The sequence below is a fragment of the Nocardia sp. CC201C genome (genome assembly GCF_030010695.1).
GTDB classification, from domain to species: Bacteria; Actinomycetota; Actinomycetes; order Mycobacteriales; family Mycobacteriaceae; genus Nocardia; species Nocardia otitidiscaviarum.
The window spans coordinates 15,368-27,899 of the sequence record NZ_JASCXP010000009.1 but is presented as its reverse complement, the minus strand read 5'-3'; the positions used below and the strand labels follow the sequence as shown (position 1 = coordinate 27,899).

The 12,532-nt window shown below is 70.6% G+C and carries 10 protein-coding genes; 5 read left to right on the top strand and 5 right to left on the bottom strand.

Annotated features, from left to right (window positions below; genetic code table 11):
* The first annotated feature begins 351 nt into the window (after positions 1 to 351).
* The 3 genes from QK444_RS02220 (at position 352) to QK444_RS02210 (ending at position 4,283) form a co-directional block, all read left to right on the top strand.
* Positions 352 to 1,116: an ABC transporter ATP-binding protein gene (locus QK444_RS02220; RefSeq protein ID WP_029930180.1), complete on the top strand. Its 765-nt coding sequence runs from the start codon at positions 352 to 354 to the stop codon at positions 1,114 to 1,116.
* Positions 1,104 to 2,678, top strand: a complete 1,575-nt coding sequence (locus QK444_RS02215) for a hypothetical protein (protein ID WP_282776526.1) — start codon at positions 1,104 to 1,106, stop codon at positions 2,676 to 2,678. Before QK444_RS02220 ends, QK444_RS02215 begins: the two co-directional genes overlap by 13 nt.
* A gap of 186 nt (positions 2,679 to 2,864) precedes the next feature.
* Positions 2,865 to 4,283 carry a vanadium-dependent haloperoxidase gene (locus QK444_RS02210; protein ID WP_282776524.1) on the top strand — a complete coding sequence of 473 codons (1,419 nt, stop codon included), beginning with the start codon at positions 2,865 to 2,867 and terminating at the stop codon, positions 4,281 to 4,283.
* Here QK444_RS02210 and QK444_RS02205 read toward each other — a convergent pair.
* Positions 4,256 to 5,395 carry a GDSL-type esterase/lipase family protein gene (locus QK444_RS02205; RefSeq protein WP_282776522.1) on the bottom strand — a complete coding sequence of 380 codons (1,140 nt, stop codon included), beginning with the start codon at positions 5,393 to 5,395 and terminating at the stop codon, positions 4,256 to 4,258. The two genes, QK444_RS02210 and QK444_RS02205, sit on opposite strands and share 28 nt — an antisense overlap.
* 111 nt (positions 5,396 to 5,506) lie before the next feature.
* Between QK444_RS02205 and QK444_RS02200 the strand changes: the two genes are divergently transcribed.
* Positions 5,507 to 5,989, top strand: coding sequence for a MarR family transcriptional regulator (locus QK444_RS02200; protein ID WP_282776520.1), 483 nt, complete (start codon positions 5,507 to 5,509; stop codon positions 5,987 to 5,989).
* Here QK444_RS02200 and QK444_RS02195 read toward each other — a convergent pair.
* Positions 5,986 to 6,936 (bottom strand): YafY family protein, encoded by a 951-nt coding sequence (locus QK444_RS02195; RefSeq protein ID WP_282776518.1) that lies wholly within the window; start codon positions 6,934 to 6,936, stop codon positions 5,986 to 5,988. The two genes, QK444_RS02200 and QK444_RS02195, sit on opposite strands and share 4 nt — an antisense overlap.
* A gap of 63 nt (positions 6,937 to 6,999) precedes the next feature.
* Here QK444_RS02195 and QK444_RS02190 point away from each other — a divergent pair, with 63 nt between their 5' ends.
* Entirely contained in the window at positions 7,000 to 8,163 is a 1,164-nt protein-coding gene (locus QK444_RS02190; RefSeq protein WP_282776516.1) for an epoxide hydrolase family protein, read from the top strand.
* An 11-nt stretch (positions 8,164 to 8,174) separates the two neighbouring features.
* On the opposite strand, the gene atzF is transcribed toward QK444_RS02190, so the two are convergent.
* Genes atzF through QK444_RS02175 form a run of 3 tightly spaced genes read right to left on the bottom strand, consistent with a single transcriptional unit; the run spans position 8,175 to position 12,507 of the window.
* Positions 8,175 to 9,788, bottom strand: a complete 1,614-nt coding sequence (gene atzF, locus QK444_RS02185) for an allophanate hydrolase (RefSeq protein WP_282776514.1) — start codon at positions 9,786 to 9,788, stop codon at positions 8,175 to 8,177.
* Entirely contained in the window at positions 9,785 to 11,893 is a 2,109-nt protein-coding gene (locus QK444_RS02180) for a 5-oxoprolinase/urea amidolyase family protein (protein WP_282776512.1), read from the bottom strand. The genes atzF and QK444_RS02180 overlap by 4 nt, the downstream gene beginning before the upstream one ends.
* On the bottom strand, positions 11,890 to 12,507 hold the full coding sequence (locus QK444_RS02175; RefSeq protein ID WP_282776510.1) for an urea amidolyase associated protein UAAP2: 618 nt from the start codon (positions 12,505 to 12,507) through the stop codon (positions 11,890 to 11,892). The genes QK444_RS02180 and QK444_RS02175 overlap by 4 nt, the downstream gene beginning before the upstream one ends.
* Positions 12,508 to 12,532: the final 25 nt, after the last annotated feature.

Sequence of the window (12,532 nt, the reverse complement as noted above, 5' to 3'; positions counted from 1 at the left end):
CACCGCACCGGCGGACCCGTCGTCAGCTCGGACCTGAGATCCGGACCGGTTCCTCGGTGCGCGGCCCACGGATTCGTCGTCGATCGGACCTGAGGGCCTCGCGAACTCGCGGACGTGAGGCTGCCGCGAGCCGCGGCACCGGATAGCCCCGATTGCCGGTGTCCGGCGGCCCTCGTCTCGAGAACGCGGCAGTCCACGCACCACCTGGGACACGGACTGGGCAGTCGATAGCCTCTGGGTCGGGGGGTCGGGCCACGCGGCGTACGGGCTGCGGCCTGCGGCGTTCGTCACCGTCGACGGTGGTCGCGCCTATATTCGTGATGGGCGAGCAGCGCCCGGGAGAGGGGCACCATGGAGGCGAACGGGCGACCGGCGCTCGAGCTGGACGGGCTGTACAAGAAGTTCGGCGGGCCCTGGGTGGTGGAGGGCGTGAGCCTGGCCGTGCCGCCCGGGTCCTTCTTCGGGCTGGTGGGGCCGAACGGGGCCGGTAAGACGACCACCCTGTCGATGGCGGTGGGGCTGCTGCGGCCCGACCACGGGGCGGCCCGGATCTTCGGCACCGAGGTGTGGACCGATCCGGTGCGGGCCAAGACCATGGTCGGGGTGCTGCCGGACGGGCTGTCGCTGCCGGAACGGCTCACCGGACGAGAGCTGTTGAACTACACCGGATTACTGCGCGGGATGCCGCAGGCGACGGTGGTGGAGCGCACCGACGAACTGCTGCACGTGCTCGAACTCGACGGCGCGGAGAACACCGTGGTGGTGGACTATTCGGCCGGTATGCGCAAGAAGATCGGGCTCGCCACCGCCCTGCTGCACGCACCGAAACTGCTGGTGCTCGACGAACCGTTCGAAGCGGTCGATCCGGTGTCGGCCTCGACCATCCGCACCATTCTCCAGCGGTTCGTGGCCGCCGGGGGATCGGTGGTGCTCTCCAGCCATGTGATGGCGCTGGTGGAGAACCTGTGCGATCAGGTCGCGGTGATCAGCCACGGCCGGGTGGTGGCGGGCGGCAGCGTCGCGGAGGTGCGCGGCGAGGGCACCCTCGAGGAGGCGTTCGTGCGGCTGGTCGGCGGCCGGGTGGCTGGAGACGAGGGGCTGTCGTGGTTGGCGTGATGATCCGCATGCGGCTGCGGCTCACCGCACGCGGCATGCGCAGCGGGCGCGGGGCCATCGGCTTCTGGCTCGGTATCGTCTTCGGCCTCATCGCCGCCGCGATCACCCTGCTGCTGGTCGGTTTCGGCGCGCCCGACAATCTCTACGGGGCGACGAATATCGCCGCCGCCCTGTACACCGCCTGGACGCTGGGCTGGCTGTGCGGGCCCATTCTCACCGGCAGCAGTGACGAGACGCTGCAACCCGAGCACTTCCGCCTGCTGCCGCTGAGCAACCGGCAACTCGCCTACGGTCTGGCGGCTGCCGCCTTCGTCGGCCCGGCGGTGCTGGTGAATCTGCTTGCCTTCTCCGGATTGGTGCTGATCGCGGCGCGATACAGCATCGGCGCGGTGCTGGTGGCCGTGGTCGGCGTCGTGCTGCAACTGGCCTTCGTGGTGCTGCTGTCCCGAGCGCTCACGGGGTGGATCGGGGCGGCCATGCGCTCGCGCCGCGGCCGCGATCTCGGCGTGCTGCTGGCCGGACTGCTCGGGCTGGCCTACTACCCGCTCAATCTGATCGTCGGCAGTCTCGGCCCGAAACTGCGCGACGCCCCGGAGGGCGTGGGCACCCTGCTGCGCGCGGTCCCGTCCGGATGGGCCGCCTACGCGGTGGAGTCCGCCGCCTCCGGCCACTGGTTGCGGGCACTGCTGCCGCTGGCCGGTCTGGCCGCGCTGTCGCTGCTGCTGTGGGAGGCGTGGGCGTGGCTGCTCGGCCGCCGCCTCACCACCCCGCCCGCACCCGCCGAGGAGGTGCGCGCGAGCGGGCGGGCCGGGTTGCTGGACCGCCTGCTGCCCATCAGTCCGACCGGTGCCGTCATCCGCAAGGAACTGCGCACCTGGTGGCGCGACGGCCGCCGCCGGGCCACCCTGCTGCCGCTGCTGCTCATCGGTTTCGCGCTGCCGGTCTTCCTGGCCATCCAGAACGGGAGCACCACCTTCCTGCCGTTCGCGGGTGCGTTCGTGGTGTGGCTGGCCGCCATGTCGGCCACCAATCTGTACGGCTTCGACGGCACCGCCCTCTGGCAGACACTGGTCACACCGGATGCGGCGCGCGCGGATGTACGCGGCCGGGTGCTGGCGTGGTTGTTGCTGGTCGCGCCGGTCGCCGTGATCGCCGCCGTGGTGCTGCCGGGCGCGGTCGGGCAAACGAATATGTACCCGTGGGCGCTGTCCACGCTGCCGGTCCTGCTCGGGGTGGGCGCGGCCGCGGTGATCTTCCTGTCGGTCTATGCCCCCTATCCGATGCCGCCGAACCGCGGCAATCCCTTCGCGTCCTCCGGCAATCCGGGCTGCGCGAAGATTCTCATGCAGTTGGCGGTGGGGCTGGGGCAGCTGGTGGCATCGCTTCCCGTCATCGCCCTGCTGGGAATCGGTGCGAGCCTGGATAATTCGTTTCTGCTGTGGTCGGCCCTGCCGGTGGGGGTCGCGGTCGGGATCGGGTTCGGGCTGCTGGGCCTCTCGCTGGCGACCAAGCGGCTGGAGGCTCGCGGGCCGGAGCTGCTCGCCGAGGTCAAACCCCGCTGACCCGACCCGAAACGCCGGGGACGTGGGACACGCGGGCTACTCGGAGGCCGTCCCATCGCCCCCGTGAATTCGGGTAGCCGACTACTGCCGCGACTCGCAGGAAACCAGCGCATGCTGACAGCGCCGGGCGAGAGATGCCGATCTCCGTCCGCCCGTCGCAGTCGATTCCCCTGGGAGGCAGGACAAGTGGACCAGATTCTGTACTGGAATGCGGTGGCGCTCGAATCGGACCGGATCGCGCACACCGAACCGAAGCAGGCCGAACGCGGAGTGCGCGGCCCGATCGGCAGTTCACGGGCCTTCGCCATCGTGCACCTGGCCATGCACGACGCGTACTTCTCCATCGTCGGTGCGCCGCACGGCACCTGGCTCACCGCACCGCCGGTGGCGGCCAATGGCTCATCGGTGGCGGCGGCCGTCGCGGTGGCCGCGCACACCGCCCTCTCGGTGCTGTATCCGGCGCAGACCGGTCGCTTGGACCGGGCCCTGCGCGAGGCCGCCCTGCCGGGTCCGGGCGTCGGTCGCGGCACCGCACACGGACAGGCCGTCGCGCGCGCGGTGCTCCGGGCCCGCAAGGGCGATCCGGGTACCGACGACAAGGACTACGCACCCGATACCGCTCCGCCCAATCACCGCCCGGACCCAGTGAATCCGGCCCAGGGGTATTACGCGCCCGACTACGGCGCTCGTTCGCGGTGTTTCGCGGTGACCACCCGCTACACCCTGGACCCGCCGCCGAAGGGGAACGATCCGCGCTATCTCGACGCATTGCGCGAGGTGCGCGGGAAGGGCATCGCGCCCGAGGCCGCCGCCACACTGCCGCCCGGCGTCGCCGCGCGCACGGCCGCCGAAACCCTGGTGGGGCTGTTCTGGGCCTACGACGGAGCCAAGGGGCTCGGCACCCCGCCCCGCTTCTTCAATCAGATCGTGCGCGACCTCGCGGCGGCGCGGAACAACACGGCCGATCAGAACGCCCGGCTGTTCGCGCTGGTCAACACCGCGCTCGCCGATGCCGGAATTCTGGCCTGGGACGACAAGTACCGGCACAACCTCTGGCGTCCGATCCTCGGCATTCGCGAGTTCGATCCGTCGATGGGGCCGGACGGCACCGCGGGGGACGCCCTGGACGCCGACTGCGACCCCTGCTGGCGGCCCTACGGCGCACCGCGCAGCAATGTGGTCGCCTTCAACTTCAGCCCGCCGTTCCCGGCCTACCCCTCCGGGCACGCCACCTTCGGCGCGGCCGCCTTCCAGATGGTCCGCCGCTTCTACGGCGTCGATGCCGACGGCCCCGACACCCTCACCGAAGGAATGGGTTTCGTTTCCGGGGAACTCGACGGTCACACCACGGACAACGACGGCGTGGTCCGCCCCCGGCACATCCGCCGCTTCCCGGGCGGTCTCTGGCAGATGATGGAGGAGAACGGCCGCAGCCGCGTCTATCTCGGTGTGCACTGGTCCTTCGACGCCTTCGCCACCGGGCCGGATGGCGGGATGGATCTGTCCCGGAATATCGGTGGCGTGCGACTCGGCCGCGATATCGCCGACGACCTGTGGACGGGCGGCCTGAAACAGTGTCAGGCGGCAGGTCCCAGAACGCCCTGAATCGTGGGCACCGCCATGACCGCGGCCATAGCGCGCGCCCCGGCGTCGTTGAGATGCATACCGTCACTGTCGAATTCGGGCCGGATGAAATTCGGCCGCGCCGGATCCTCCACTGCCGCGGCGACATCGAAGACGCCGTCGAAGACATCCGTGCCGCGCAGCCATGCGTTCACCTGCCGCCGTACGGGCAGCCCGGTCGCGACGGCGAGACCGGGGTAGTAGGCCCCGCCGAACGGGCCGATGGTGTTGGCGTACACGGGTAGCCCCGCCGCGTGCGAGCGCCGGGCCAGCTCGGTGAATCCGGCGATCAGCTCGTCCGCCGGGGTGGTGTACTCATCGAGAATCAGGTCGTTGACGCCGAAGTTCACCAGCACCCCGGCGACGCCGGGCACCGCGAGCACATCGCACTCGAAGCGGGCCAGTCCGGATTCGCCGATCTGCTCGGTGAGCAGCCGATTTCCGCCGATGCCCTGGTTCACCACCCAGCCGTGTGCCAGTCGCTCGTTGAGCACGTCCACCGACCGGCGGTTCGCTCCGTGCGTAGAACCGGTGCCCTGGAACCAGGAGTCACCGAACGCCACGAGTACGGGCGTATTCGCCGGTGCCAGCACATCGATCCCGGTGACGAAGAACTGCGACGTGACCTCGTGCGCGTCGGGGAGGGCGGGGGCCGCGGTGTGGTCACCGGTCGTCACCCAGGCGGACTCGCCGGGCAACTGCGCGTACGCGGCGAGTCCGGTGTTCTCGGGCAGGTACAGGCTCAGGACCAGATCCGTCCGGGCCGCCACCGGCAGCGCGACCGGGTCACTGATGAGCTCGCCGCGAGCGGGAATCCGTACCGCCGCGGCTCCTCCGAAGCGCACGACCCGGTCGGTCTCCCGCGCGATCTCCGCGCCCTGCGCGCGCACCGCGATACGCGCGGCGCCGATCACGAGCTCCCGATCGGAGTAGCGGTTGGTCAACCGCACCCGGAGCTGATCGCCACCGCCCGCCAGGTGCAGTACCTGCCGCACCGTCTCGTCGGCGAAACGGCGCGGTTCGGCCAGCCTGATCGCCTCGGTCGGATTCACCGTCGCCATCCGGAAACCCGCCACCCACTGCCTTGCCGCCACCGGAACCTCCAAGTAGTTGTTGTGAGGAATATTGCTGAGGCAAGTATTAGCTCCGAATGTTCCGCGTGTCAACTATCCGCGATGCAGTGAAGGCGGTTAGGCTCTGCTGTCGTGGACCCCAAACGCCTCTTCGAAGATCCCCGGCTCACCACCATCGGCCTGTTCCTGGAGGTGCACGAGGGCCTGCTGGCGAAGCTGGAGCCGACCTGGCGGGAGTACGGGCTCTCGGGGCTGGATCTCAATGCGCTCATGCGGTTGAGCCGGTCGCCGGGGCGCAAGCTGCGGATGATCGATCTGGCCGCGCAGACGGGCCTGTCGACCAGTGGTGTCACCCGGCTCGTGGACCGGTTGGAGCGCAATGGATTCGTGCGGCGGGAATCCGCGCCGGGCGATCGGCGCAGCTTCTTCGCGGTGTTGACCGCCGCCGGGGCGACCCGGGTGGCCCGGGTGCTGCCCGCCTACCTCGACGCGGTGGACGAGTGGTTCATCGGGCGGCTCAGTGCCGAGCAACTCGATGCCATGGTGGCCGGGTTGCGGGTGATCCGGGACGCGGTGCATCCCGACGCCGAGCGGACCTCGGACGGCTCGCGCTAGCCGGTGGCCGCCGCGAGCCGGGCGGTGAGGGTTCGGATGTGGTCGACGAGTTCCGTCGGTTCGTGGATGCGGCAGTCGAAACCGAAAACGCCCACATAGACGGCTAATTCGTCGAGGGAGTCGGAACCGGTGTGCAGCACACAGGTGTCCGCGTCGACCGCCTCGATCACGCCGACCGTCGGCGCGATCCGGTCGGCGGCCACCGCCGCGGGCGCGAACAGCGTGATCCGCGCCTGGTAGCGATACGGCGCGGTGCTCACGCCGCGCGAGACGAACCCCGCCGGATCGATTTCCGGTGCGTCGCGCGGGGTGAAGCGCGGGCCGGTCGGGATGCGCGGAGTGAGGCGGTCTACGCGGTAGGTGCGCCAGTCGTCGCGGTCGATATCCCAGCCGAGCAGATACCAGTGCCGCCCGGTGTGGACCAGTCGGTGCGGTTCGACGGAGCGACGGCTCTCGGTGCCCTGATGGGTGCGGTAGTCGAAGCGCAGGCGCTCGTGATCGCGGATGACGGCGGCCAGTGTGGTCAGCACATCCGGGTCGACTCGGGCGGTCCCGGCGGGCACGGTGACCGTGGCCGCCTCCAATGCCGCGACCCGATGCCGCAATCGCGACGGCAGCACCCGTTCGAGTTTGGCGAGGGCGCGCAGCGAGCTCTCCTCGATGCCGGCGATGGTGCCGCCCGCCGCGGTGCGGAGCCCGACGGCCACGGCGATGGCCTCGTCGTCGTCGAGCAGCAGGGGCGGCAGTTTCGCGCCCGCGCCCAGCCGATATCCGGCCACGCCCGCGACGGCGTCCACCGGATAGCCGAGGGTGCGCAGCTTGTCGATATCGCGGCGGACCGTGCGCACATCCACCTCGAGGCGTTCCGCCAGCTCGGAACCGGTCCAGTCGCGCGGTGTCTGGAGCAGCGACAGCAGTCGCAGCAGTCGCGCGGAAGTTTCCAACACAATCCGAAGTCTGCCGTACAGCTAGGGCGGAAACTGTCCTAGGTGTCTCATAACGTAGTTCTCATGAGCAACCAGAGCACCGACATCACCCCCTTCCGGATCGATATTCCGCAGCACCAGCTCGACGATCTGCGTGCCCGACTCGACGCGGCCCGGCTGCCCGCACCGCTGCCCGGCGACGACTGGGACACCGGCGTGCCCACGCACTGGCTGCGCGAACTGGTCGACTACTGGCGCACCGAATACGACTGGCAAGCCGCCGAGGACCGGATCAACCGGCACCCGCAGTTCACCACCGAGATCGACGGACAGCGCATCCACTTCCTGCACGTGCGCTCGCCCGAGCCGGACGCGGTGCCGCTGCTCATGACGCACGGCTGGCCCGGCTCGATCGTCGAATTCCTCGATGTGATCGGTCCGCTCACCGATCCCCGCGCCCACGGCGGGAATCCCGAAGACGCCTTCCACCTGGTGATTCCGTCGCTGCCCGGCTTCGGATTCTCCGGCCCGGTGGCCGACTCCGGCTGGGATGTCGAACGCATCGCCCGCACCTGGGCCGAGCTCATGCGACGTCTCGGCTACGACCGCTACGGCGTCCAGGGCGGCGATATCGGCGCGGCGGTCAGCCCCGAGGTCGGCCGGGTGGCGACCGAGCATGTGATCGGCGTGCACATGAACGGACCGGGGCCGCTTCCGGAACTGCCGCTGTCCGAGGCGGAGCTGGCCTCCCTCACCGATCTCGAGCGCGACCGCATCCACCGGATCGAGGCGTTCATGAACGAGGAGTTCGGCTATATCGCCATCCAGTCCACCCGGCCGCAGGCCCTGGCCTACGGGTTGGTGGACTCGCCGGTGGGGCAGCTGGCGTGGATCATGGACAAGTTCCGGGAGTGGACGCATCCGCGGCCCGTGGCACCGGACAAGATCATCGACCGGGATCGGCTGCTCACCAATGTGATGATCTACTGGCTCACCGGCACCGCGGGCTCGGCGGCGTATGTCGGCTACGCGCAGGACCAGGCGTGGGGTCGGCAGCCGGTCAACTCCGGCGTGCCCACCGGCGCGATCGTGTTCGCGCACGACATCGGCATCCGCAAATTCGCGGAGGCCGAGCACACGATCACGCACTGGGTGGACGTCGCCGATCGCGGCGGGCACTTCGCCGCCATGGAGGAGCCGCAGCTGCTGACCGAGGATATCCGGGAGTTCTTCCGCGGCCTGCGGTGAGCGCCCCGGAGTCAGCCGACCGCGCCCGCGCGCAGGGCCACGCGCCAGTCCCCGTACTCGCTGATGTCCTTGCCGGCGGCCGCGGCCGCCGCGTCGCAGCCGAAACCGGTTGTCCAGGAACCGTCCTCGAGTTCCACCGCGCCGAGCTGCATGGGTGCGGGCAGGGCGCTCAGAAAACGGCCCAGGGCGGCGGGAGCGAGCAACCACCGTTCCCCCGCCACCGCGACACCCGCCTCGCCCTCGGGCAGGCGGGTCACCCCGGGCTTGGGCGGGGTGGTGTCCAGGGCGGCCAGCCGATAGCGCGGGGAGGTCCGCACCGGACCGGCCCAGCGCGCACCGAGATCGTCGAGCTGGAATGCGAGCGGCTGACCGCGCAGGTGCGCGCCGAACACCACGAGTTCGGTGCTGGCCGCGGCCGCCATCGGCCAGGCGGATTCGGGCGGCCGCCGGTGCAGCACCAGGGCGGCGATATCCAGGGCCACCGCGTCCTCGAAGGCGCGCGCCACCACCGATACCCCGAACTGGGCGGCACCCGCTGTCCCGGCCGGAACGGCCACCGCGCACAGGTCGAACAGATTGCAGAAGTTGGTGTAGGTGCCGAGCCGGGAGTTCACCCCGACCGGGTCGGCGGCCACCTCCGCGATACTGGGGTGGTCGGGCGCGGTGGGGATGAGCAGGGCATCGGCTCCGGTCATACTCGCCATGGCAAGCCCGCGCAGCCGCTCCAGTTCGGCCAGATCGGTGACCAGCCGGTGGGCGGGCAGGTCGCGGGCGGCGCGAATGATGGAGCCCACCGTCGGATCGGTCGACTCGAGATGCGTGTCCACGAATTCTCCGACAGCGGAGTATCTTTCGGCCACCAGCGCACCGTCGTACAGCAGGCGGGCGGCGGCCAGGAACGGGGCCGGATCGATCTCGACAATGGTGACCCCGCGCTCCCGCAGGGCCGCGACCGTGCGCGCGAAGGCCGCCCGCCACACCTCGTCGAGTTCCGGGAGCTCGCTGAAGACCGCGACCACGGGCGCGGGCGGCGCGGCCAGCCGGATGTCGCTGGGCCAGGGCCGGTCCGGCGCACCGGCCGCCATCACCGCCATGGCGCGATTCGCCAGGTCCAGATCGGCGGCGAAGACGGTCACGCAATCGTAGGAGCGGCAGGCGGGCACCACGCCCGCGGTGGACACCACGCCCACGGTCGGTTTGACGCCGACGATCCCGTTGAGCGCGGCGGGAATCCGGCCGGAGCCCGCGGTATCGGTGCCGACGGCGATATCCGCCTCACCCCGTGCGACGGCCACCGCCGAGCCGGAACTCGAACCGCCCGAGATGAATTCGGGCCGCAGCGCGCTGGGCACCGGGCCGTAGGGGGAGCGGGTGCCGACCAGCCCGGTGGCGAATTGATCGAGATTGGTCTTGCCGACCACCACCGCACCGGCCGCCCGCAGGGCCGCGACCGCGGGTGCGTCGGCGGCGGGGGCGTAGGCGAAGTCGGGGCAGCCCGCCGTGGTGGGCAGTCCGGCGACATCGACATTGTCCTTGACCGCCAGCCGCAGCCCGCGCAGCGGGCCGTCCGGCACGGGGTCGGCGGCGATCTCGGCCTCGGTACGTCGTCGAATCCACACCGTCATGTCGTGCTCTCCTTCGTCTCCGCGAATTCTCCCGCCGCACGCCACGATTCGCGTTCGGCCGCGAACGCCTCCGCCTGGCGCGCCCGGAAATCCGCGATGGAGTCGGCGTTCTCGTCCAGGAAGGCGCGATGGTCGGCGAGCCGGAACTCGCCCGCCTCGGTGCGCAGCGCTCCGCGTCCGGCCGCGAAATCCGCGCGCAGGTCCAGCAGTTCCGCCGCCGACACCGGATACCAGCGAATGCGGTCGAAGAAGCGCAGCAGCCAGGGCTCCTCGCCGATACCGGACGAGGCGTGGTTCCACACCTGCGTGGTGCGGCCGACGAACTGGTAGCCGCCCGGCCCCTCCATGCCGTAGACACACAGGTAGGCACCGCCGATGCCGACGGCGTTCTCCGGTGTCCAGGTGCGGGCGGGGTTGTACTTGGTGGTGACCAGGCGGTGGCGCGGATCGGTCGGGGTGGCCACGGGCGCGCCCAGATACACGTCACCCAGGCCGAGCACCAGATACTCCGCCGCGAAGACCGTATCGAAAACCTTGTCCACCGACGCCAATCCGTTCATGCGCCGGATGAATTCGATATTCCACGGGCACCAGGGCGCGTCGGCGCGCACGCCGTGCATGTACCGGGTGATGGCCTCCCGGGTGGCGGGATCGTCCCAGGACAGCGGCATGTGCACGGTGCGGCTGGGCACCACGAGTTCCCCGGCGCCCGGCAGCACCGTCTGGGCCTCGGCGAGTAGGTCCAGCAGCGCGGCCGTGGGCAGCCGGTCCGGGTCGGTGCGCACCTGGAGGGAGCGAATGCCCGGGGTGAGTTCGGTGATGCCGGGCTCGGCGCGCTCCAGCAGGTGCTCGTGCAGGGCGTGCACCCGCGCCCGCAGCCCGAGATCCAGGGTCATCTCGCCGTATTCGATGAGTACGCCGTCGTTTCCGGCGCGCCGGTAGGTGATGGCGGTGCCGTCCTCGCTCTCCCGCCGCGCCAGGACGCCGTCATCGCCGTCGCCGCCGCCGGAGAGCACCATGGGCCAGTCGGCCCGGCGGCCCGGCCCGATCGCGTGCAGCGAGGCGGCCCGATCGGCGCGCACCGGAACGAAGCGCACGGTGTCGCCCGGGGTGAGCTGGCCCAGCTTCCAGCGGTCGGCGGCCACCACGGTCACCGGGCAGACGAAGCCGCCCAGGCTCGGGCCGTCGGGGCCGAGCAGGATCGGGGTGTCGCCCGTGAAGTCCAGGGCGCCGACGGAGTACGCGGTGTCGTGGATGTTGGACGGATGCAGCCCGGCCTCACCGCCGTCCAGACGCGCCCATTGCGGCCTGGGGCCGATGAGGCGCACGCCGGTGCGGTCGGAGTTGAAATGCACCTCGTAGTCGGTGCCGACAATGGCGTCGATATCGGCGCGGGTGAAGAACTCCGGCGCACCGTGCGGCCCCTCGGTGACCGCGAGTTCCCAGCGGCGGGTGAGCACCGGCTGTTCGTCGCCCGGCACGCCCGCGCTCCCGCGGCCGATCGGTGCGCCGAAGGTGAGCACATCACCGGCCATGAGTGCGCGGCCTCGCGGTCCGCCGAACTTGCCGAGGGTGAATGTCGCACGGCTGCCGAGGTATTCGGGCGCTTGGATGCCGCCCGCGATGAGCAGATAGCTGCGCATGCCGGGTCCGCGCACCGCACCGATGTCCAGGACTCCTCCGGCGGGCACCCGGACACTGCGCCACTGCCGGACCGGTTGGCCGTTCACCGTCACCGTCACCGGTGCGCCGGTGACGCACACCCGGGTCGGTGCGTCGAAACGCAGTGCGGGGCCGCCGAGCGTGCATTCCAGTCCGGCCGCACCCTCCGGATTGCCCAGCGCCCGGTTGCCCAGGCGGAACGACAGATCGTCCATGGGGCCCGAGGGCGGTACGCCCACGTGCCAGTAGCCCACCCGCCCCGGCCAGTCCTGCACCGTGGACTGCATGCCGGGGCGCAGCACTGTCGCGGCACCCGGGCTGGGCGAATCCGGTTGCACCGGTGCGGAATCCGCCGCTTCGGCTCGGCCACCGGATGCCGCCGTTTCGGCTGGGCGACCGGATGCGCCCGGTGCGGCCGTCGCGCGGGTCACCGCCGCCGTCATCGGCTCACCACCATGCGCACCGGGGTGGGGGCGAAACCATTGCAGGGGTTGTTGATCTGCGGGCAATTCGAGACCAGCACCAGGGTGTCGATCTCGGCGCGCAGGCTGATCTTCTTCCCCGGCGCGGAGCGCCCGTCCACGATGCCCAGCGTGCCGTCGGCCTCCACCGGAACATTCATGAACCAGTTGATATTCGAGACCAGGTCGCGTTTGCCCAGGCCCCACTTCATGCCCTCGGCGAGGAAGTTCTCCACGCAGGCGTGCTGGTGGCGGGTGTGGTGGCCGTAGCGCAGGGTATTGGATTCCTGGGAGCAGGCGCCCGCCACGGTGTCGTGATTGCCCACCTCGTCCGCGACGACGGTCATGAGCGTGGTGCCGGAATCGGTGCGCAGGGCGCTGCCGGTGGTGAGGAAGATGTTGCGCTGGGCGGCGACGGTGGCCTGGGCGCTGTAGCGCTCGGTGTGATCGGACGCCGAGTACAGTAGGCAGTCCACCGCCTGATTGCCGTGCAGGTCGATGATGTCGAGCCGGTCACCGGCGCGGACCACCGCGGACCAGCCGACGCGGGCGGGGACGGTCTCGTCCAGGACGACGGTGCGTTCGAGGGTGCTCATGCTGTGTCCTTTCGCACATGATCGG